Source organism: Pseudomonas anatoliensis (assembly GCF_017976235.1).
GTDB classification, from domain to species: Bacteria; Pseudomonadota; Gammaproteobacteria; order Pseudomonadales; family Pseudomonadaceae; genus Aquipseudomonas; species Aquipseudomonas anatoliensis.
Genome location: NZ_JACVHC010000004.1, coordinates 508,311 through 530,176 on the forward strand (window position 1 = coordinate 508,311; position 21,866 = coordinate 530,176).

Consider the following 21,866-nt stretch of genomic DNA (forward strand, 5'->3'; position numbering starts at 1 on the left):
TACAGGGGATTTGCGCTGTTATTAAACCTTTGCCATGTCCGCGCGGTCACTGGAAGAACACCTCCAGAGCGCGCGCAGCCGGCATGGCGAAATCCCCCGACCTTGCAAAAATCTGGTTCAGCAACCGCGCCTGGAAGCCCTTCGTCTTTCAGAAACAGGTCTGGGCCGCGGTAAAAAACGGCCAATCCGGACTGCTCCACGCCAGCACCGGCGCCGGTAAAACCTATGCGGTGTGGTTTGCCGCGCTCAACCGTTTTGCTCGATCCGCGCCTATTGTTGAAATTGTGCGCAAACGCAAACCCGTTGCCGAACCGCTGACCGTGCTGTGGATTACGCCGATGCGCGCCCTCGCTGCCGACACCGCCCGCGCTTTGCAAACGCCGGTGACCGATCTGCAGATCCCGTGGAGCATCGGCCTGCGCACCGGCGATACCAGCAGCAGCGAACGTGCGCGCCAGAGCCGACGTCTGCCGACCGCGCTGATTACCACTCCGGAAAGCCTGACGCTGCTGCTCGCCCGCGCCGACGCACAAAGCGCACTGTCGACCCTGCGCATGATCGTCGTGGACGAATGGCACGAATTGCTCGGCAATAAACGCGGCGTGCAACTGCAACTGGCCCTCGCCCGCCTGCGTTACTGGCAGCCAGACCTGATCGTCTGGGGCGTCTCCGCCACGCTCGGTAATCAATCCCACGCCGAGCAGGTGCTGATCCCACAGGGCGGTGGCGTCAGCATTCAGGGCCAGAGTGATAAATCCCTCAAGGTCGACACCCTCCTCCCACCGACCATCGAGCGTTTTCCCTGGGCCGGACACATCGGTCTGAAGATGCTGCCGCAAGTAGTCGCCGAACTCGACGCCTGCGCCAGCAGCCTGGTGTTCACCAACACCCGGGCGCAGTCGGAAATCTGGTACCAGGCGCTGCTTGAAGCGCGGCCGGACTGGGCCGGGTTGATCGCCTTGCATCACAGCTCGCTGTCCCGCGACACCCGCGACTGGGTGGAACAGGCGTTGAAGGACGGCCATTTGAAGGCAGTGGTCTGCACGTCCAGTCTGGACCTGGGCGTGGATTTTTTGCCGGTGGAGCGCGTGCTGCAAATCGGTTCGGCCAAGGGAGTCGCCCGCCTGATGCAGCGCGCCGGGCGCTCCGGCCATGCACCGGGACGCACCTCGCGGGTGACGCTGGTGCCGACCCACAGCCTTGAGCTGATCGAAGCCGTCGCTGCCCGCGATGCCGTGGCGCAACGGCGTATCGAACCGCGACGCTCACCGCACAAACCACTGGATGTGCTGGTACAACATTTGGTCAGCATGGCGCTGGGGGGCGGATTTATACCCGAGGCGCTGTACGAAGAAGTCCGCGGCGCCTGGGCTTATCGCGACCTGACACTAGCGGATTGGGCGTGGGCGCTGGCTTTCGTACGCCATGGCGGAATGTCTCTGACGGCGTATCCGGATTACCGACGAGTCGAACCGGATGAGCACGGCGTCTGGCGCGTGCCAGATGCGCGGCTGGCGCGGCGGCACCGCATGAGCATTGGCACCATCGTCAGCGACGCGAGCATTCAGCTGAAGTTCTGGAGCAAGGGTGGCGGTGGCAAGCAGTTGGGCAGCGTCGAAGAAGGTTTTATTGCGCGGCTCAAGCCAGGCGATGGCTTTCTGTTTGCCGGACGTTTGCTGGAGCTGGTACGCGTGGAGAACATGACCGCTTACGTCAAACGCAGCACCGCGAAAAAAGCCGCTGTACCACGCTGGAATGGCGGGCGCATGCCGCTTTCCAATGAATTGGCCGAGGCAGTAGTGACACGCTTCACCGCCGCTGCACAGGGTGATTTTGTCGGGCCGGAAATGCAGGCCCTGCGCCCTTTGCTGGAAACCCAGGCGCGCTGGTCTGGCCTGCCCACGACGAACAACTTACTGGTCGAGGTGCTGAAATCCCGCGAAGGCTGGCACCTTTTCCTCTATCCGTTTGCCGGTCGCCAAGTGCATTTGGGGCTTGCCAGCCTGCTCGCGTGGCGTGCCAGTCAGCGCCAGCCGGTGACGTTTTCGATTGCGGTCAACGATTACGGTCTGGAGTTGCTCAGCGCCACACCGGTTGATTGGTCGCAGCAACTCGATGCCGAACTGTTCAGCCCCGAACATCTGCTGCGCGATGTTCTGGCCAGCCTCAACGCCGGCGAATTGGCTCTGCGGCGCTTTCGCGAAATCGCCCGAATTGCCGGGCTGGTGTTCGCCGGCTACCCCGGCGCGCCAAAAAGTACTCGCCAGGTGCAGGCCTCCAGCGGTTTGTTTTTCGAGGTCTTCAAACAATATGACGCCGACAACCTGCTGCTGGCGCAGGCCGGGGAAGAAGTCCTACGAGAGGAACTGGATATTCACAGGCTTGAACAGACGCTGGAGCACATCAATCGCATGAAACTCGACGTACACCTGATCAAACGTCCTACACCCTTGGGGTTTCCGCTGCTGGTGGAGCGCATGCGCGAGAGCATGAGTTCGGAAAAACTCGCTGACCGAATCAGACGGATGGTCGGTGATCTGGAGCAATCAGCCGACAAGGGCAAGGCCTGATGAATGCGCCCTACCCGGTTCGTCTGGCTGGTGAGGAACTCTGGTTGTTACCGGAAAAGGCTCTGTATTGGCCGGAGCAACAAGCGCTGTTGATCGCCGACGTGCATTTCGGCAAGGCTGCCGCCTATCGCAGCCTTGGCCAGCCGGTCCCGCAGGGCACGACGGCGAGCAACATCGCCGTGATTGATCGACTGTTGGCGAAACTGCCCTGCCGACAACTGATCTTTCTTGGCGATTTTTTGCATGGGCCCGGCTCTCACGCGGTGGGCACTTTAGCTGCGCTGGCCGATTGGCGGGCGCGCCACGCTGATCTGCCGATGACGCTGATTCGTGGCAATCACGACAAACGCGCAGGTGACCCGCCCGCATCGTTGAACATTCGCGTCGTGCCGGAGCCACTGTTGCTCGGCCCGTTCGCCTTACAACACGAACCCGATCCCCACGCCGAAAGACATGTGCTGGCCGGACACGTGCACCCGGTCTATCGGCTACACGGCAAAGGCCGGCAGAGCTTGCGCCTGGCCTGTTTCAAACTGGGCGAACGCATCAGCCTGATGCCAGCGTTCGGTGCGTTTACCGGTGGTTATCGGGTCGAACGCGACGAGAGCTGCAGGATCTTTGTCATTGGTGACAACGAAATATGGCCAGTCAGTTGAAGTCTTGATAGACCCCTACTGACTGACCATTCATTCAGCGCGTCATTTAGCGCGTTTTTTAATGCAAATCAGGCGACAGGTGCGGGTGGCGGCTCATCCGGAAGGGTCGGTTCGCCCGGCTCGGTCGGTTGTTCGTTGGGGGTATCAGGATCAGGCTGACCAGGAATCCCGCCGGCCATGCTGATGGGCGGATGTGCCAACAAGGACCAGGCCAAAACGCCAATCTGATTGGGCTCAAGCCTTGCCAGTTCGGCACTGATATGCGGATCGATCTTCATGGGGCACTCCTCGGCGAAGGCCCGTTTTGCCAGAAACAAAAACGGGCAGTACACCCCATAGAGTGTCTGCCCGCCAAAGAATTCCCGACATCCGCCGGATGGACGAATCAGGTCCGCGGCAGAGTCACGCCACGCTGGCCCTGATACTTGCCGCCGCGATCCTTGTAGGAAACTTCACATTCCTCGTCGGACTCAAGAAAGAGCATCTGCGCCACGCCTTCGTTGGCGTAGATTTTTGCCGGCAGATTGGTGGTGTTGGAGAATTCCAGAGTCACGTGGCCTTCCCACTCAGGCTCGAGCGGGGTGACGTTGACGATAATGCCGCAACGCGCGTAGGTGCTTTTACCCAGGCAGATGGTCAGTACATTGCGTGGAATACGGAAGTATTCGACGGTGCTGGCCAAGGCGAAGGAGTTCGGCGGAATGATGCAAACGTCACTGTGGATGTCGACGAAGCTGCCGGCGTCGAAGTTTTTCGGATCGACGATGGCCGAGTTGATGTTGGTGAACACCTTGAAGTGGTTGGTGCAACGCACGTCGTAACCGTAGCTCGACACACCGTAGGAAATCACACGGTTGTCATCGTTGCCGCGCACCTGGCGCTCGACGAACGGTTCGATCATGCCGTGTTCCTGCGCCATGCGGCGAATCCACTTGTCCGATTTGATGCTCATGGCGGGTGTCCTGAATAGCGAGGTGGAAAAATTCTGTCCGGCATCTTACCGGGCGCGCCGCCGCGTTCAAAGTCCGTCGAGCAATTCTCGCCGAACTCCCCGGAAATACGGGGCGTGGCGACGATCCGCAGAACCGCTGATCCTGAAATCACAGAAACCTTTGCAAGAAACATTGGCACGTTCCGAAAAACCGGTTAAGGTGGCGTCACTGTGTTGCTTGTGTCACTGAGAATCTCTACACGATATGTTGAATTTCGATCCAACCATCTACAAGAATTTTTCCTGCTCTTTGCACTCAGTCTCGGCCAGGGCAATTCCTGCGTCGCAGTTATCTTTGTTCAAGGAGTTACACCATGTCTAATCGCCAAACCGGTACCGTTAAGTGGTTCAACGATGAAAAAGGCTTCGGCTTCATCACTCCACAATCCGGTGACGACCTGTTCGTTCACTTCAAAGCTATCCAATCCGACGGCTTCAAAAGCCTGAAAGAAGGCCAACAGGTTTCTTTCATCGCTACCCGCGGTCAGAAAGGCATGCAAGCTGAGGAAGTACAAGTTATCTAACTTGTAGCTTTTTTAGAAAAGAGCCCCGCCCTTAAAAGCGGGGCTTTTTTGTGGGCGTCTGTTTTGCAGGCGCAAAAAAAGATCGCAGCCTTCAGCAACTCCTCCTGCTTCAGGAGTTGCCGAAGACTGCGATCTTTTGCTTTACGTTACCAGGCCACGCCAAACCCAGCGGTATAACGGGTCTTGTTCAAATCTGCATCATTGGTGCCGCTGATGATGTCACGCTCGGCCTTCAGGTTCAGCGAGGCCCACTCGGTGACCTTGTAGCGCAAGCCCATCTCGGCATCCAGCGCATAATTGGCCACGTTGGACAACGGCTTGCCAACTTCGCCGTTGGTGAAGAACTCGACCTTCTTGCCGATCAGGTAGCGGTTGTAGTCCCATTTCATGGCAACGGAATAGAAGTTGTCCTTGCTGCCATCCTTGTATTCGTAATCAGTGCGGTTAAGCAGCGAGCCCAGCGAGAACGCACCCAACTCATCATCCCAGAACTGGTAGCCCGGACCGGTACCGACAACACGCTGGCGCGCCAGCTCTTCTATGTGATCGCGCTTATAGTTCAGACGCCCCTGCCAGAACCACTGATCGGTCAGGAAGCGGTCGAGGGAGTACTCGGCGCGCCAGTTGTCAGTGGTGGTCACGTCATCCTGCACTTCACGGTTGTATTCGCCTTCGGCGATGTGCCGCCAGCGACCATGACGCGCCGAGGTCTTGAAGCCGACGTCGTAATCGTCGGTGTCCTTTTCCGCACGCTGATAGTCCAGCGCCAGATCAACATTACCCTTCCACACCAGATCCTCGACCACCGGTTTCGGCTTGAGAATCTGCTGAATGCTCGCCAGTTCCACGGTTTTGGGTGCTTCGCCATTGGCCAGAGTGACCTTGCCGTCTTCAGCCGCGGTCAGCGATTTCGAGACTTCACCCGTGTAGGCGTCCTGCTTGACCAGCAGATGCTGATCACTGTCCAGGGTCTTGACCTCTTTCCAGTCAATCGTGACCGCCCCGGCATATTTGGTCTGGATCAACAGCTTGCCGCCGTCGAACACAGTGATAGTGCCGGTCAGCTTGTCACCGTTCTTCATCCAGACGGTGTCGGCACGCAGGGGCGTGGATGCGCTACAAACAGCAAGGCACAGCAAGGTTCTGGAAAACATAAGCGAATCGAGGGCTCAAGTTTGCGTAAAAGGATCGGCATTATCCGGAGGAATAAGACCCTGACAAGGACTGACCGGACTATTTCCATTGAGTTCATTTCTCAACTGGCCGATCAGGGTTTACGCTTCATGCATTAATTCGATCCTGTTCAGGAACTGCGTACGTGACAGACCCGATCCACGAAGGCGACAGCGAGGCGCAAATCCGACGCACGGCGCTCTACTCGACCCTTGCGCAAGTGCCCGCCGGCAAAGTCGTCAGCTATGGTCAATTGGCTGACCTCGCCGGGTTGGGGCGCGCCGCCCGCTGGGTCGGCCGCACGCTCAGCCAATTGCCTGGCGATACCAAACTGCCCTGGCACCGCGTTCTCGGTGCCGGCGGTCGGATCAGCCTGCCGGTGGGCAGTCCATCGGGCGATGAACAACGCGCGCGATTGCGCATGGAGGGCATCACCGTCCTGAACAATCGTGTGGATATTCAACGCCATGGCTGGCGTCCGGTAGAGCACAGCGGTTAGAGTGCGCGCTTTGTTCCCGCAATCTTGAGGCAGACTTCAGCCCATGCCCCGTAAAACCTGGCGCGCCGCGCTCGCCGCCTATGCCAGTCCTTCGACGCTCGTGCTGTTGTTGCTGGGTTTCGCCGCCGGCCTGCCGTACATGCTGGTGTTCTCAACGCTGTCGGTCTGGCTGCGTGAAGCCGGCGTGGCCCGTGAAACCATCGGCTATGCCAGCCTGATCGGTCTGGCCTACGCATTCAAATGGGTCTGGTCACCGCTGCTCGACCAATGGCGTTTGCCGTTGCTGGGCAAGCTTGGCCGTCGACGTTCGTGGCTGGTGCTTTCGCAGTCACTGGTGATCCTGGGCCTGATCGGCATGGGTTTCTGCGATCCGCAGAAGCATCTGTCCTGGCTGATCGCGATTGCGGTGATCGTTGCCTTCGCTTCCGCTACCCAAGACATTGCGGTCGACGCCTATCGCCTGGAAATTGCCGATGACAGCCGGCAAGCCGCACTCGCTGCCAGTTATATGTCCGGCTATCGCATAGCAGCGCTGCTGGCGACTGCCGGCGCGCTGTTTTTCGCTGAAGGTTTTGGCTCAACCGGCTTCAACTATCAGCACTCGGCCTGGGCCGGCACCTACTTGCTGTTTGGCGCGCTAATGGTCCCTGCCCTGCTGACAACGCTGTTCATGCGCGAACCGCCTGTACCGTTGCGCACGCAGTTGCAGGCCGGGCGTTACACCTTCATGCATCAACTGATGTCCGTGTTCGTGTTGATCGTCTTGCTGGTGTCCGTGCCAGCGATGTTCACCCAGCTCTACAACACCGATTTCGCCAGCGTGCTGTTCGAAGGCGCCAGCCTGCTTGACCTGCTGCTGGAAGACCGTGCCTTCCTGCGCGCCATCCTCTATACGCTGCTCACCGCATTGTGCCTGTCGGCCATGGGCCGTCGCGGGCTGGCACCGGTGCTGACGCCGGTCAACGACTTCATTTTGCGCTACCGCTGGCAAGCGCTGCTGCTGCTCGGATTGATTGCCACCTATCGGATGTCGGACACGGTGATGGGCGTGATGGCCAACGTGTTCTATATCGACCAGGGCTTCACCAAGGATCAGATTGCCAGTGTCAGCAAGATATTCGGCTTGATCATGACCCTCGTCGGCGCCGGCATGGGCGGATTGCTGATTGTGCGTTTCGGCATTCTGCCGATCCTGCTCATCGGCGGCGCAGCGTCGGCGGGCACCAACCTGCTGTTCCTGATGCTCGCCGACATGGGCCCGAACCTGCAGATGCTGATGGTGACCATTTCCCTGGACAACTTCAGCTCCGGCTTGGCGACGTCTGCATTTGTCGCTTATCTGTCGAGCCTGACCAACCTGAAGTTCTCCGCGACGCAATACGCGCTGCTCAGTTCGATCATGCTCCTGCTGCCGCGCCTGATCGGCGGCTATTCCGGGGTAATGGTCGAGAAATTCGGTTACCACAACTTCTTCCTGATCACTGCACTGCTCGGCGTGCCGACCCTGGTGCTGATCGCGGTGCACTGGTTCCAGGAAAGCCGCCGCGAAGGCCCGACGCCAACGCCCGAACCTGCGCCGACGCCGCTTGCGGAAGAATCGTAAGACGTTTCGCCAACGGCGGGAGGAATCCCGCCGTTGAACCTCACTGCCGGCCGCACTTCTGTACGTCAGCAAAACTCGCCGGTACACTGCTCCGTCATTTCCAGTCATAGCAACCGACAACGGCCAACCATGCGCACCAGTCAATTTTTGCTCGCCACACAGAAAGAAACGCCTTCCGATGCGGTCGTCATCAGCCACCAGCTGATGCTGCGTGCCGGCATGATCCGCAAACTCGCCTCGGGCCTGTACACCTGGCTGCCCATGGGCTTGCGGGTAATGCGCAAGGTTGAAGCCATCGTTCGCGAAGAAATGAACGCCGCCGGCTCTCTGGAAGTGTTGATGCCGAGCACCCAACCGGCCGAGCTGTGGCAGGAATCGGGGCGCTGGGAAGAATACGGCCCTGAGTTGCTGCGCTTCAAAGACCGCCACGGTCGTGACTTCTGCGCGGGCCCGACCCACGAAGAAGTGATCACCGATCTGATGCGCAACGAGTTGAGCAGCTATAAGCAGCTGCCAATCAACCTGTACCAGATCCAGACCAAATTCCGTGACGAAATCCGCCCACGCTTCGGTTTGATGCGCGGCCGTGAATTCATCATGAAGGACGCGTATTCCTTCCACGCCGATCAGCCGTCGCTGCAGGTCACTTATGACCGCATGCACCAGGCGTATTGCAACATCTTCACTCGCCTGGGCCTGAAATTCCGCCCGGTTGAGGCCGACAACGGCTCGATCGGTGGCGCCGGTTCCCACGAGTTCCACGTACTGGCCGAGTCCGGCGAAGACGATATCGCTTTCAGTAACGGTTCCGACTACGCGGCGAACATCGAGAAGGCCGAGGCAGTGCCACGCGAAACTTCGCGCCCGGCTGCGAGCGAAGAGCTGCGCCTGGTCGATACGCCAGACACCAAGACCATTGCCGCGCTGGTGGAAAAATTCAATCTGCCGATTGAGAAGACCATCAAGACGCTGATCGTGCGCGCCGAAGAAGAAGGCAAGCTGATCGCTCTGGTGATTCGTGGCGACCACGAACTCAACGAGATCAAGGCTGCCCAGCAACCTGGCGTTGCCAGCCCGCTGGTCATGGCCACCGACGCCGAACTGCGTGACGCGATTGGCGCCGGCGCCGGTTCGCTCGGTCCGCTGAACCTGCCACTGCCGATCATCATCGACCGCTCGGTCGAACTGATGAGCGACTTCGGTATCGGTGCCAATATCGACGACAAGCACTACTTCGGCGTGAACTGGGAGCGCGATCTGCCGGTTCCAACCGTTGCCGACCTGCGCAACGTGGTTGCAGGCGACCCAAGCCCGGACGGCAAAGGCACCCTGGCAATCGCGCGCGGCATCGAAGTCGGGCACATCTTCCAGCTGGGCAACAAGTACAGCAAAGCGATGAAGTGCGAAGTGCTGGGCGAGAACGGCAAGCCTGTCACCCTGGAAATGGGTTGCTACGGTATTGGCGTGTCCCGCGTGGTGGCTGCGGCCATCGAGCAGAACAACGACGCCAACGGCATCATCTGGAGCGACACACTGGCACCGTTCCAGATCGCTCTGGTACCGCTGCGCTATGAAACCGAGCAGGTGCGCGAAGCCACCGACAAGCTGTACGCAGAACTGACTGCGGCCGGTTTCGAAGTGCTGCTGGATGATCGCGACAAGAAAACCAGCCCGGGCATCAAGTTCGCAGACATGGAACTGATCGGCATTCCACACCGGATCGTGGTCAGTGACCGCGGCCTCGCCGAAGGTAACCTGGAATACAAGAGCCGTACCGAAGGCGAGGCGCAAGCGCTGCCGGTGGCTGACGTATTGTCCTTCCTTCAGGCCCGTATCCGCCGCTGAAACCAGATAGAGACGTCATGTTCAAGCGAAACACCTTGGGCCTCGGAGGCACCGCCTTGTGCGGTGCCCTGCTGGTCAGCGGCTGTGCCAATCACATGTCACAACGCAGCGAGCACGAAGAGCGGGTCGAGCGAAAACTGCTCGATCACCGCCTGCAGATTGATGTCGGTGAGCCCAAGGTGCTTGAGCTGCCGCAGCGACGCGTGAAGATCAACGAGCAGAAGACTTTCGAAGTCACCGAGTTCGAAGTCACCCGCCGCTATGATCGTTACACGCCTTACCAACCCTGGCGCGAGGTCTACGAGATTCCGCTGGGTGCGGTGGCGGTGGTCGGTGGCGTCGGCGCGAACGTGGTCAACGTCTTCGCGCTCGGCAACCTGCCGGACAGCGTGACCCGGGACTGGCTCAGCTACGGTTTTGCCGGGCTCAATCCGTTCATGAACGTGCAATCCAACGGTCGTGCGCAACAGAACCTGGCCGGCATCGATGAAATCCAGCGCGACAAGCGCACGGAGTATTCGAGCCTGCCGTGGAGCGAGCGTCCCGTGCAGGTCAAGGCTGGCAAGCAGACCTTCGAGATGACCACCGACCGTAACGGCGTGTTGCGTCTGAACCTGCTCGACAGTCCGTTTGCCGAGAATGATCTCAATCATGTCGGCAAATTGCAGATCAGCGTCGAGGATTCCAAGGATGACGTGCACTCTGACTCATCCCTGATGATCAGCAGCCACCTGCGCGGAAAATTGCTGGAGGCGCACGGGCTGATCTACGACGATCTGGAAGATGACGAGGTCAGCGAGTGGGTCCATCGGGTCAAACGCCTCTCGGAACTGGGGCTGGAAGAAGAAGCCAGCGAACTGGAACAGAGCCTGATCGAGTTGACGCGTAACGATCCTGAGTTGCAGGCTGAGTTTCTCAAGTCGCTGACCAAGGATGCCGGGCGACTGGTTGCGGATCCGGGACCGAATTAAGCGCTATTAAAAGATCGCAGCCTTCGGCAGCTCCTACAGGAAAATGCATTCCAACGTAGGAGCTGCCGAAGGCTGCGATCTTTTGCTTTTACAGGTCAACGCTCAAACAATTCCATCTGCTCAAACCCGCCCCGCAAGTCCTCCAGCCTCACCCCGACCCCAAGCAACCGCACCGGTTTGCCTCCGCGATTGAACGCCTGCGTCAGCATTAACTGATAACTGCCCAGATCCCGCCCTGCCCCGGCCTGCTCCAGTGTCGTTTGGGTGAAGTCGTGAAACTTTACTTTGACGAACGGCTTGCCGGGTCGATAACTGCTATCGATACGGGCCATGCGGGTTTTCAGGGTTTCGAGCAGCTCGGGCAACTTGTCCAGGCAACTGCGCAGATCCGGCAGATCCGTGTCGTAGGTATTTTCCACGCTGATCGACTGACGACGACTGTCGTTGTGCACCAGCCTGTCATCGATCCCACGGGCCAGACTCCACATTCGTTCACCGAAACTGCCGAATTCGCGCACCAGCGCCAGCTTGTCCCATTCGCGCAGGTGTTGACAGTCGACGATGCCGAGTCGGCCCAGTTTGTCAGCGGTGACTTTGCCCACACCGTGCAGCTTGCTGACGGGCAGGCCGCTGACAAAGTCTTCGACCTGATCCGGGGTTATCACGAACAAACCGTTGGGCTTCTTCCAGTCGCTGGCAATCTTCGCCAGAAACTTGTTCGGCGCCACGCCTGCGGAGACAGTGATATGCAACTGATTGGAAACACGGCGGCGGATATCCTGGGCAATGCGCGTGGCACTGCCGCCGAAATGCGCGCTGTCCGACACGTCGAGGTAGGCTTCATCCAGCGACAAAGGCTCGATCAAGTCAGTGTAATCGGCAAAGATCGTGTGAATTTCCTTTGACGCTTCACGGTAAGCATCCATGCGCGGCTTGACGATGGTCAGGTCGGGGCACAGCTTTAGAGCGTGGCCGGAGGACATGGCCGAGCGCACGCCATACGCCCGCGCCTCGTAATTACAGGTGGCAATCACCCCACGCCGATCCGCCGACCCGCCCACAGCCAACGGCTTGCCGGCCAGACGCGGGTCATCGCGCATCTCGATGGCGGCGTAGAAACAGTCACAGTCGACGTGGATGATTTTTCGCTGAGTCATGTCAGAAAAGGAAACGTGGCGAACCGGATCGGCAGTATCTCACTCACAACTGTATATAGCACCAGTGGTCAGAATGTTCTTTTCCTTCTGTAGGAAAGCTCCAGTGAATTTATTTTCTCAATCAAAGAACGACCGCCAATAGAGCTGAAAGCCTTGCTCCACCTGCCCTGCGGCCTGTTCAAGCGTTCAATAAAAGCGCTAACCGATTGAACCTCAACGAATTTTATCCAGATTGAAGGTTGACACCCCAGCGATCCTCTGTAGAATGCCGACACACAGACGCGGGATGGAGCAGTCTGGTAGCTCGTCGGGCTCATAACCCGAAGGTCGTCGGTTCAAATCCGGCTCCCGCAACCAAACATCAAAAAAGGCTACTCGAAAGAGTGGCCTTTTTTGTGCGCGCTTGTTTTGCACAAAACAAGACTGTAAGCAGCGCCCTCCCCCAGACGGGAATTCGTTGCATTTCCAATGGTTACCCATCACCTGCGACCGTTTGACGCGATATCACGCTTATTTGACCCTTTTCAGGATTAGCGGTTGACACTCCGCCGTTCGCCTGTAGAATGCCGCCACACAGACGCGGGATGGAGCAGTCTGGTAGCTCGTCGGGCTCATAACCCGAAGGTCGTCGGTTCAAATCCGGCTCCCGCAACCAAACATCAAAAAAGGCTACTCGAAAGAGTGGCCTTTTTTGTATCTGTTGAAAAAGTCCTTTCGCAACAATGAGCTGTCATCGTGCAGTGAACCGTCCAGGATCATCAGACGCGTCGAGTTGCGACTATGCTTGAGTCGCGGCGCAGACGCCTGCAATCCATGACTGCCCTCGCCGATCCTCGGTGAGAGGCGTAATATTTTGTGATTATTTTTTTCTACAGGGATTGGTAACTTGGCTGGATACCTCCATCCTGTCGCGCACAATCCAAGAGGTGATTGATGCGCGCCAACTCGTCTGATCCACAAGGCAATGTCACAGCGGAACACCCGATCAAACCCGAGCGTTTGCGCTTGCTGGATCGGTTAAGCAAATACCGTCAACCCATCGGTCTGGCGGTCACTCTGCTGTTGTTTGCCATTGCGCTGATTGCCTGTCGCCATCTGCTCGCCGAACTCGATCTCGATGCCTTGCACGACTCGATTCTCGACGTGCCGAAACCCGCCCTGCTCGGCGCTTTCGGTGCGACCGTGGTCGGCTTCATTATTCTGCTGGGCTATGAATGGTCGGCCGCCCGCTACGCTGGCGTGACATTGCCACCGCGCACGCTGGCCCTCGGCGGCTTCACCGCGTTTGCGATTGGCAATGCGATCGGCCTGTCGCTGCTGTCCGGCGGTTCGGTGCGCTACCGTTTATATGCACGGCTTGGTGTGAGCGCATCGGAAGTTGCGCACATGACCTTGTTCGCCAGCCTGTCGCTGGGCTGCGCTTTGCCACCACTGGCCGCACTCGCGACCCTCAGCGATCTGCCCGGCGCATCCCAGGCCTTGGGGTTATCTGAAGGATTGCTCGGCACTGTTGCTGGCGCCGTACTCCTGCTGGGTGCGATTCTGGCGATCGGCATCTATCGTCGGCGCCTGCCGGAACAGCCATTCGCGCACAATCTGCTGGTCAAGGCCGGCCGCCGCACCTTGCGCCTGCCGGGTCGACGCCTGACGTTCCTGCAACTGGTGATCACCGCCCTCGACGTTGCCGCTGCCGCCACCGTGCTTTATCTGTTGCTGCCGGAAGCCCCGCCGTTTGGCGCGTTTCTGCTGGTGTATCTGTTGGCCCTGGCCGCTGGCGTACTCAGCCATGTGCCGGGCGGCGTCGGTGTGTTCGAGGCGATTCTGCTGGCCGCCTTCGCCAACCAACTCGGTGCCGCGCCACTTGCTGCTGCATTGCTGCTGTACCGCCTGATCTACGTGGTGGCGCCGCTGCTGGTGGCTTGCGTATTGCTGCTGATCAACGAAGGCCAACGGCTGTTTCAGACCCAGACCATGCGCGCCGCATCCGGTCTGGCTGCGCCGATTCTGGCGGTGCTGGTATTTCTGTCCGGCGTGGTGCTGCTGTTCTCCGGCGCCACTCCAGAGATCGATACGCGCCTGGAACACATCGGTTTTCTGATCCCGCATCGACTGGTCGACGCTTCGCACTTCGGCGCCAGCCTGATCGGCGTGCTCTGTCTGTTGCTGGCCCAAGGCTTGCGACGCCGGTTGTCGGCGGCGTGGATGCTGACCACCATTCTGTTGCTGGTCGGCGCCCTGCTCTCGCTGCTCAAGGGTTTCGACTGGGAAGAAGCCTTGTTGATGACCCTGACGGCAAGTCTGCTGGCGGTGTTCCGCCGCTCGTTCTATCGCCCGAGCCGCTTGACCGAACTGCCGTTCTCGCCGCTGTATCTGGTAGCCAGCCTGTGTGTGCTGGGTGCTTCAGCGTGGTTGCTGCTGTTCGCCTATCAAGACGTGCCGTACAGCCATCAATTGTGGTGGCAGTTCACCCTCGACGCTGATGCCCCGCGTGGTCTGCGTTCTCTGCTCGGCGCTGCGGTGTTGCTGATCGTGATCGCCCTGACCTGGCTGCTGCGCACTGCGCGCCCGGTGATCCATTTGCCGACCCCCGACGAACTGGAACGCGCCTCGAAAATTCTGATGGCCTCGGCGCAACCCGATGGCGGCCTCGCGCTGACCGGTGACAAGGCGCTGCTGTTCCACCCTAACGACGAAGCGTTCCTGATGTACGCCCGCCGTGGCCGCAGCCTGGTGGCGCTGTACGACCCGATCGGCCCCGGCCAGCAGCGGGCCGAGATGATCTGGCAATTTCGCGACCTCTGCGACATCCATCACGCCCGCCCTGTGTTCTATCAAGTGCGCGCAGAAAACCTGCCGTACTACATGGACATCGGCCTGACTGCGATCAAGCTTGGCGAAGAAGCGCGGGTCGACCTCATCCGCTTTGACCTCGAAGCCAAGGGCAAGGAGATGAAGGATCTGCGTTACACCTGGAACCGTGGCACCCGCGACGGTCTGTCGCTGGAAATCCATGAACCGGGTCAGGCGCCGATGGATGAGCTCAAGGTGATTTCCGATGCCTGGCTGACCGGCAAGAACGTGCGCGAGAAAGGCTTCTCCCTCGGCCGTTTCAGCGACGATTACCTGAAGCATTTCCGCATCGCGGTGATTCGCTTCGAAGGTCGCCCGGTGGCGTTCGCCAACCTGCTCGAGACCTACAGCCATGACCTGGCCAGTCTCGACCTGATGCGCGCGCACCCGGACGCGCCAAAACTGACCATGGAATTCATGATGGTCGGCCTGATTCAACACTATAAGAGTCACGGATACGCGCGCTTCAGCCTGGGCATGGTGCCGTTGTCGGGGTTGCAACCCCGGCGTGGTGCACCGCTGACCCAGCGTCTGGGCTCGATGGTTTTCCGCCGTGGTGAGCAGCTGTACAACTTCCAAGGCTTGCGCCGCTTCAAAGACAAGTTCCAGCCTGACTGGGAACCCCGTTATATGGCCGTGCCCGCCGGACTCGATCCGCTAGTGGCGCTGGCCGACACTGCTGCCCTGATCGCGGGCGGCTTGACTGGATTGGTGAAACGCTGATGATTCAACGCTCCCTGAAGTACATCCTGGCTGCACTGATCGTGCTGGCCGTGATTGCCGGCGGCGGTTTCTGGTACCTCAAACGCCCGGCACCGGAACCGACCCTCGAACAGCTGAAACCGGCCGATGGCACTGCCATCACCCGCGTCATCCCTGGCACCCAACCCAAGGCGCAGGTGCTGGTGGCCGTCACCGAAGAGCAGAAACTCAGCGACAAACAGCTGAGCACCCTGAGCCGCAGCGCCTCGGCGCAGATCGTTCAGGTGATTCTGCCCAAGGACTGCCTGCTGCAAAGCCGCGCCCTGCAAACCGGTCTGCGCGAACTGAACGGCCCGGCGACACTCGTTAGCGGCATCGGCCCAGGCGCCGTGCTGGCCTGGCGCTGGTTGTCCGAGCAAAAGGACGACAAGGCTCAGGCCATCTCCGTCGACCTCGCGCTGGAAAAACCCGGCTGCACTCACCTGCTGCCAAAAGCCGCCGCCCACGGCCACTGGCTGGTGGCATGGAACGACAACCCGGACGACGCCAGCGCGGGTTTCGTGCGCGATCAACCGAACGCTGAAACGAGCATCAGTGACTACGACATCAACCTGCCGCAAGTGCTGAACAACGAACTGCGCAAGATCCTCGTCGGTGGCGACAAGGCCAACGGTGGTCTGGCGATCCCGGTGGTTGAAGTGCCGGCCGGTCAGGCCAAGGACACCGTGACCCTGTTCCTCTCCGGCGACGGCGGCTGGCGTGACCTCGACCGCGACGTGGCGGGCGAGATGGCCAAGATCGGCTACCCAGTCGTCGGCATCGACACCCTGCGCTACTACTGGCAGCACAAAAGCCCTGAACAAAGCGCACTGGACCTGACCGAACTGATGCAGCACTACCGGCAGAAATGGGGCACCAAGCGCTTCATCCTCACCGGATACTCGTTCGGTGCTGACGTTCTGCCAGCGATCTACAACCGTCTGCCGGACACCGAACAGCAACGCGTCGACGCAATCATCCTGCTGGCCTTCGCCCGCACCGGCAGCTTCGAAATCGAAGTCGAAGGCTGGCTCGGCAACGCCGGCAAAGAAGCCGCCACCGGCCCGGAAATGGCCAAGCTGCCACCGGCCAAGGTTGTGTGCATCTATGGTGAAGAAGAGACGGATGAGAGTGGCTGCACGGACAAGACTGCTGTGGGTGAAGCGGTGAAACTGCCGGGTGGTCATCACTTCGATGAGAACTACCCGGCGCTGGCCAAGCGTCTGGTGGACTTGATCCAGAAGCGTCAGAGCAAGGACTCGGTCGCTGAAGAGTGATCAGAGCCACACCCACAAAAAGCCCCCGCAACTTCGCAGTTTCGGGGGCTTTTTACATCTCGGGCGATGCCCCCATTCCCCTGCAGGAGTGAGCCTGCTCGCGATAGCGGAGTGTCAGCCACCTATTTGCCAACTGATACACCGCTATCGCGAGCAGGCTCACCCCTACAATGGAATTGCGCTGGATTCAGAAACCTTATACATGCACTCGTAAATATCTTGACTCTCGATGAAGCCAAAAACGGCAAGTCACATTGAATCGTCAACCCCGTAAATCACCAATGGCGTGTAGTTTCGTTTACTTCCAGTCTCGCAATATCGGATGACGCCGACAGACCTTGTAGGGATCGAATGCGGCAGCTCTCGAAATCAAGGGAATTGAACATGAGTAATCAATCTGATCTTAAAACCATCGGCTTCACCCCCCTTCCTCTACAACTCTGATTGACGACGTGATACAGGCGCTGCTGCCACGACCAGCACGCACGAAGACCGAGTCTGAAGCAGAGATGCCTGAAAGCCTGTAGCGGCAAAAAGATCAAAAGATCGCAGCCTTCGGCAGCTCCTACATGGAATGCGAAACCTGTAGGAGCTGCCGAAGGCTGCGATCTTTTGATCTGGATTTGTGGATTAAGCCAGAAACAAAAAAGCCCCCGCCAGCCACTAGGCCAACGGGGGCTTTTCAATGGGACGGGATTACATCTCCACCTGCGTCCCCAACTCAATCACCCGGTTCAGCGGCAGATTGAAGAACCTCAGGTTGCCGTTGGCATTCTTCAACATGAACGCGAACAACGCCTCGCGCCAGCGCGCCATGCCTTCGAGTTTCGAGGCAATCACCGTTTCGCGGCTGAGGAAGTACGTCGTGCGCATCGGGCTGAAGTCCAGATCATCCAGATGGCACAACTTCAGCGCCTGCGGCACGTCCGGCTCGTCGGTGAAGCCGAAGTGCAGGATGACCCGGAAGAAGCCATCACCGAAGGCATCAACCTCGAAACGCCGTGAGGGTGGTACGCGCGGGATGTCTTCATAAACCACCGTCAACAGCACCACTTGCTCGTGCAATACCTGGTTATGCAACAGGTTGTGCAACAAAGCATGTGGCACGGCGTCGGAACGCGCAGTGAGGAACACCGCGGTGCCCTGCACGCGGTGCGGCGGTTGCACGCGAATGCTGCTGATGAAGATCGGCAGCGGCAGCGCGCCTTCGTCCAGACGCTCGACCAGCAGTTGCTTGCCACGTTTCCAGGTGGTCATCAGCACGAACAGCGCGATACCGGCGATCACCGGGAACGCACCGCCCTGCACGATCTTCGGCACGTTGGCGGCGAAGTACAGACCGTCCACCAGCAGGAAGCCGAGCAACACCGGCACCGCGAGGATCGGAGGCCATTTCCACAGCAGCAGCATGACTGCCGACACCAGAATGGTGGTCATCAGCATGGTGCCGGTCACTGCCACGCCATAAGCCGAGGCCAGCGCGCCAGAGGACTCGAAGCCCAGCACCAGCAGCACCACGCCAACCATCAACGCCCAGTTCACCGCGCCGATGTAGATCTGGCCCTGCTCGTCACTGGAGGTGTGCTGGATGTACATGCGCGGGATGTAACCGAGCTGAATCGCCTGACGGGTCAGGGAGAACGCGCCGGAAATCACCGCTTGCGAAGCAATCACTGTGGCCAGCGTCGACAGCCCGACCAGCGGAATCAACGCCCAGCTCGGCGCCAGCAGATAGAACGGGTTACGCGCCGCTTCCGGGTTTTCCAGCAGCAACGCACCCTGCCCGAAATAATTGAGCACCAACGCCGGCAACACCAGAATGAACCAGGCGCGGGCAATCGGCTTGCGGCCGAAGTGGCCCATGTCGGCATACAGCGCTTCAGCACCGGTCAGCGCCAGCACCACGGCGCCGAGAATCGCCACACCCATGCCCGGATGAACGACGAAGAAGTTCACTGCCCACATCGGGTTCAACGCATGTAGCACTTCAGGCGAATGGCTGATGCCATAGACCCCCAGGGCGGCAAGCACCACAAACCAGGTAACCATGATCGGCCCGAAGAGGATGCCGATGCGAGCCGTACCGTGCTTCTGAATCAGAAACAACGCGACCAGCACCACCAGTGACAGCGGCACCACCCAGTGATCAATGCCATCGAACGCCAGGCCCAAACCTTCAATCGCCGACAGGACGGAAATCGCCGGGGTGATCATGCTGTCGCCGTAAAACAGCGCCGCACCGATCAATCCGCAGACCACCAACAGCGAACGCAGCTTCTTGCGCTCCCCCGCCGCTCGCCGCGCCAGCGCGGTGAGCGCCATGATCCCGCCCTCGCCCTGGTTGTCGGCGCGCAGCACGAACATCATGTATTTGATCGACACGACCCAGATCAGCGACCAGAAGATCAACGACAAAATGCCCAGCACCCCGTCGTGATTGACGGGCACACCGTAACCGCCGGAAAACACTTCTTTCAGGGTGTACAACGGGCTCGTGCCGATGTCGCCATAAACCACCCCGACCGCCGCGACCAGCATGCTCAGCGGTTTAGAGGCCGAACCCTCGGCGCCTGCCGCGTGACTACTTGCCTGACCCATCCAACAACTCCTGATTCCAGACCGGCTTCTTCGAATGAAGCACTATGCTTTGTGGTGCAGCATGCGCATTTTTACGCCTTGTAACAGACGTTTTCTTGACTGTAAAAATTCAGTAAAGCGCAACGGCGCGAAGCATAGCGCAGCACTCGTCGTATTTCCCTGCATAAAGCTGGTCAAGAGAGCTGCTCGTCGATAGAATTGCGCACTTTTTGATCAGAGGCGCGCCCTAAGCGCCCATCCGTCGATTCCCGCGTCAGGCAATCGATGTCACAAAATACCGAGGTTAGACATGTCCACCACTCCTGCGCCAGCCAATCCCAAGGTTGGCTTCGTATCCCTGGGTTGCCCTAACGATACCCAAAATATACAAAGCTTTTCACTCGCGATCTAAGTCAGAACAACTGCCCCAGGGACGCCGGCTCCCAGCTCGTTATCACCAGCTCACCACTCGCCTCTGCCGCTCCTCCTCGCGGATTACCTACGCTGTAACGAATGTTCACCTCCTCGAAATGAAACCCCTTAAACACCTCCCTTATGTCCGGGTGGTCGTTGATGCTTACCATCACCTTACCTTTGCACCGTCGCATGAATTCGGCCATGCGCTCGTAATTCTCAAACGGAAAATCCACGCCATAGCCTGCGGTCTCCCAATATGGTGGATCCATGTAATGGAATGTGTGTGCACGGTCGTAGCGCTCAGCGCAGTCGAGCCAAGGGAGATTCTCGACATAGGTGCCTGACAGCCGCTGCCATGCGGCTGATAGATTCTCTTCAATGCGAAGCAAGTTGATTGCTGGGGCAGTTGTAGCGGTACCGAAGCTCTGCCCGCTTACCTTGCCTGCAAAGGCATGGTGCTGCAGGTAGAAAAATCGTGCAGCACGCTGGATATCGGTAAGGGTTTCCGTTCGGGTCATCTTCTGCCACTCGAATATCTGGCGTGAACTCAGAGCCCATTTGAACTGCCGCACGAACTCTTCAAGATGGTTTTGGACTACGCGATAAAGAGTAACCAGGTCGCCGTTGATGTCGTTGAGAACCTCAACGGGCGCACCCTGCGGCCGGAGGAAATACAAGGCTGCCCCACCTGCGAACACTTCGACGTAGCACTCATGAGGCGGGAACAGCGGTATGAGGCGATCGGCCAACCGCCGCTTACCGCCCATCCATGGAATGATTGGAGAAGACATAAAAAATAGACCCTAACACTGTATGAATAAACAGTATCAATGATACCTCTTTTCCAATAATGGCGATGCGCCTTAGTGCAAAGTTTCGGAGGCGGTAAAAATGGCTCCAGGCCGCGACCTATAAGACCTCAGGCATAACAATGCCCCGCCAACGCTCGTCGAATAACACGCTGAAATTTGACCATGCTCAAATTTGAAAACACGCTTAAATCACTGTTTTGTATTTTTCACCTCAATGAAACCGGGCACTTCAGCGATACCTCCTCCACGGCTAGCTCGTGCACCGCTGTGCAGCCTCACTGCATTTCCCCTCAAAAGTTCGCACTCTGTGCAATTGGCGATCGCCTGCAAAGCCCCACGGCCCGCCTGGGCTGCAGGTTCGTTTGCACTACATCCGGATTTGCACAAAAAAAGGACACAAAGCCCGTCGGCGGGAGGGGGATAAGTGCTTTTTCCTGAGTTTTTTTATTGGCGATGGGATTTTTCAAATCGCTTGCGTTCTTGCCATCAGTCGGCCTTCCGGTGCGGACCATAAACCGAATCGATATACTGTTTATGCATACAGTTATTTTGATCTTGCTGGGGTGACGCATGAACAGCAGTTACGTTGGAATGGAAGCGGCGAAGTCTTCGGCGTTGATGCGTTGGCAAACAATGCTGCGCGATGAAGTTGCATTGCTGGCTATGCCAGGAGCGCACCACAAAGCGCTGCTCAGACAAGCCCACGCGCTGCACCTGGATCAGGTGATTGATTCCGATGGTCTCAGCGACTTGCTGGAATTCGCGGATGCAGCGCTGGCCTTCGCTGTGGAATCAATGCTCGACATCAAGACCGACGAATAAGGGGCCACGCATGCACGTACTTGTCACACCCATGCGGTTGCGCGGTGTTGCGCTCGATGCCAAAGAGCGGCGTCGTTACCCGGCTATTCGCGGCAATGTGATGGTGAATTCAACCGTTTGCGCCCAACTGGGCCGGGCCACCAACATGGCTCGCGTTGAAGTAGGTATGCCGCTCGATCCCGATCCTTTGCCGCCTTTGCTCGATGCCACACTTGCAGGGATGGCGGTAACAGGTTTTGTCCTGAGTGGAATCGAGTACATCGATGGCTGCGCCTACGCGCAATCTTGGTGGTGCCGTGAAGAGTAAGTAAATGATTCGACTTTGATACAACGATTCGATTCGGGGAGAATGCTGGTCGCGAAATGCCATCAGGCCAAGGA

General features: G+C 58.8%; 17 protein-coding genes, 2 tRNA genes and 1 pseudogene. 14 read left to right on the forward strand and 6 right to left on the reverse strand.

All coding sequences use genetic code 11. The features are described 5' to 3' along the window. Positions 1 to 83: 83 nt before the first annotated feature. Both ICA16_RS15995 and pdeM read left to right on the forward strand, forming a co-directional pair. Positions 84 to 2,570, forward strand: coding sequence for a ligase-associated DNA damage response DEXH box helicase (locus ICA16_RS15995; RefSeq protein WP_210700998.1), 2,487 nt, complete (start codon positions 84 to 86; stop codon positions 2,568 to 2,570). Then, entirely contained in the window at positions 2,570 to 3,226 is a 657-nt protein-coding gene (pdeM, locus tag ICA16_RS16000) for a ligase-associated DNA damage response endonuclease PdeM (protein WP_150604964.1), read from the forward strand. Before ICA16_RS15995 ends, pdeM begins: the two co-directional genes overlap by 1 nt. A gap of 68 nt (positions 3,227 to 3,294) precedes the next feature. Here the strand turns inward: pdeM and ICA16_RS16005 are convergent, their stop codons facing one another. Further along, a complete protein-coding gene (locus tag ICA16_RS16005; RefSeq protein ID WP_042557949.1) occupies positions 3,295 to 3,504 on the reverse strand; it encodes a hypothetical protein in 210 nt (69 codons plus the stop codon). A gap of 107 nt (positions 3,505 to 3,611) precedes the next feature. After that, positions 3,612 to 4,178 (reverse strand): dCTP deaminase, encoded by a 567-nt coding sequence (gene dcd / locus ICA16_RS16010; RefSeq protein WP_150604965.1) that lies wholly within the window; start codon positions 4,176 to 4,178, stop codon positions 3,612 to 3,614. Positions 4,179 to 4,531: 353 nt separating this feature from the next. Between dcd and ICA16_RS16015 the strand changes: the two genes are divergently transcribed. Continuing rightward, positions 4,532 to 4,741, forward strand: coding sequence for a cold-shock protein (locus ICA16_RS16015; RefSeq protein ID WP_002554837.1), 210 nt, complete (start codon positions 4,532 to 4,534; stop codon positions 4,739 to 4,741). Positions 4,742 to 4,887: 146 nt separating this feature from the next. Here the strand turns inward: ICA16_RS16015 and ICA16_RS16020 are convergent, their stop codons facing one another. After that, positions 4,888 to 5,895: a DUF481 domain-containing protein gene (locus tag ICA16_RS16020; protein ID WP_210700999.1), complete on the reverse strand. Its 1,008-nt coding sequence runs from the start codon at positions 5,893 to 5,895 to the stop codon at positions 4,888 to 4,890. Positions 5,896 to 6,059: 164 nt separating this feature from the next. On the opposite strand from ICA16_RS16020, the gene ICA16_RS16025 reads away from it, so the two are divergent. The 4 genes from ICA16_RS16025 (at position 6,060) to ICA16_RS16040 (ending at position 10,832) form a co-directional block, all read left to right on the forward strand. Then, entirely contained in the window at positions 6,060 to 6,413 is a 354-nt protein-coding gene (locus tag ICA16_RS16025) for an MGMT family protein (protein WP_210553843.1), read from the forward strand. 43 nt (positions 6,414 to 6,456) lie between these two features. Then, entirely contained in the window at positions 6,457 to 8,016 is a 1,560-nt protein-coding gene (locus ICA16_RS16030) for an AmpG family muropeptide MFS transporter (RefSeq protein ID WP_210553844.1), read from the forward strand. Between the two features lie 129 nt (positions 8,017 to 8,145). Next, positions 8,146 to 9,861 (forward strand): proline--tRNA ligase, encoded by a 1,716-nt coding sequence (locus ICA16_RS16035; RefSeq protein ID WP_150618056.1) that lies wholly within the window; start codon positions 8,146 to 8,148, stop codon positions 9,859 to 9,861. 17 nt (positions 9,862 to 9,878) lie between these two features. Beyond that, entirely contained in the window at positions 9,879 to 10,832 is a 954-nt protein-coding gene (locus ICA16_RS16040) for a hypothetical protein (RefSeq protein ID WP_210701000.1), read from the forward strand. 95 nt (positions 10,833 to 10,927) lie between these two features. On the opposite strand, the gene dinB is transcribed toward ICA16_RS16040, so the two are convergent. Then, entirely contained in the window at positions 10,928 to 11,989 is a 1,062-nt protein-coding gene (dinB, locus tag ICA16_RS16045; protein WP_150594478.1) for a DNA polymerase IV, read from the reverse strand. Positions 11,990 to 12,269: 280 nt separating this feature from the next. On the opposite strand from dinB, the gene ICA16_RS16050 reads away from it, so the two are divergent. The 5 genes and pseudogenes from ICA16_RS16050 to ICA16_RS28595 form a co-directional block, all read left to right on the forward strand. Further along, positions 12,270 to 12,346 (forward strand) — tRNA-Met (locus ICA16_RS16050). Between the two features lie 221 nt (positions 12,347 to 12,567). Continuing rightward, positions 12,568 to 12,644, forward strand: a tRNA-Met gene (locus ICA16_RS16055). 278 nt (positions 12,645 to 12,922) lie between these two features. Then, entirely contained in the window at positions 12,923 to 15,562 is a 2,640-nt protein-coding gene (gene mprF / locus ICA16_RS16060) for a bifunctional lysylphosphatidylglycerol flippase/synthetase MprF (protein ID WP_150605455.1), read from the forward strand. Next, positions 15,562 to 16,857, forward strand: a complete 1,296-nt coding sequence (locus tag ICA16_RS16065; protein WP_150605454.1) for a virulence factor family protein — start codon at positions 15,562 to 15,564, stop codon at positions 16,855 to 16,857. The genes mprF and ICA16_RS16065 overlap by 1 nt, the downstream gene beginning before the upstream one ends. A 440-nt stretch (positions 16,858 to 17,297) precedes the next feature. Beyond that, a pseudogene (locus ICA16_RS28595) lies at positions 17,298 to 17,384 on the forward strand (DUF3077 domain-containing protein); the annotation flags it as partial. A gap of 169 nt (positions 17,385 to 17,553) precedes the next feature. On the opposite strand, the gene ICA16_RS16070 reads toward ICA16_RS28595, so the two are convergent. Next, positions 17,554 to 19,395 carry a potassium transporter Kup gene (locus ICA16_RS16070; protein WP_414704747.1) on the reverse strand — a complete coding sequence of 614 codons (1,842 nt, stop codon included), beginning with the start codon at positions 19,393 to 19,395 and terminating at the stop codon, positions 17,554 to 17,556. 452 nt (positions 19,396 to 19,847) lie between these two features. After that, positions 19,848 to 20,642, reverse strand: coding sequence for a DNA adenine methylase (locus ICA16_RS16075; RefSeq protein WP_210701002.1), 795 nt, complete (start codon positions 20,640 to 20,642; stop codon positions 19,848 to 19,850). Between the two features lie 591 nt (positions 20,643 to 21,233). Here ICA16_RS16075 and ICA16_RS16080 point away from each other — a divergent pair. Together ICA16_RS16080 and ICA16_RS16085 are read left to right on the forward strand one after the other, a co-directional pair. After that, positions 21,234 to 21,485 (forward strand): hypothetical protein, encoded by a 252-nt coding sequence (locus tag ICA16_RS16080; RefSeq protein ID WP_224450850.1) that lies wholly within the window; start codon positions 21,234 to 21,236, stop codon positions 21,483 to 21,485. Between the two features lie 10 nt (positions 21,486 to 21,495). After that, positions 21,496 to 21,792: a hypothetical protein gene (locus ICA16_RS16085; protein WP_210701003.1), complete on the forward strand. Its 297-nt coding sequence runs from the start codon at positions 21,496 to 21,498 to the stop codon at positions 21,790 to 21,792. Positions 21,793 to 21,866: the final 74 nt, after the last annotated feature.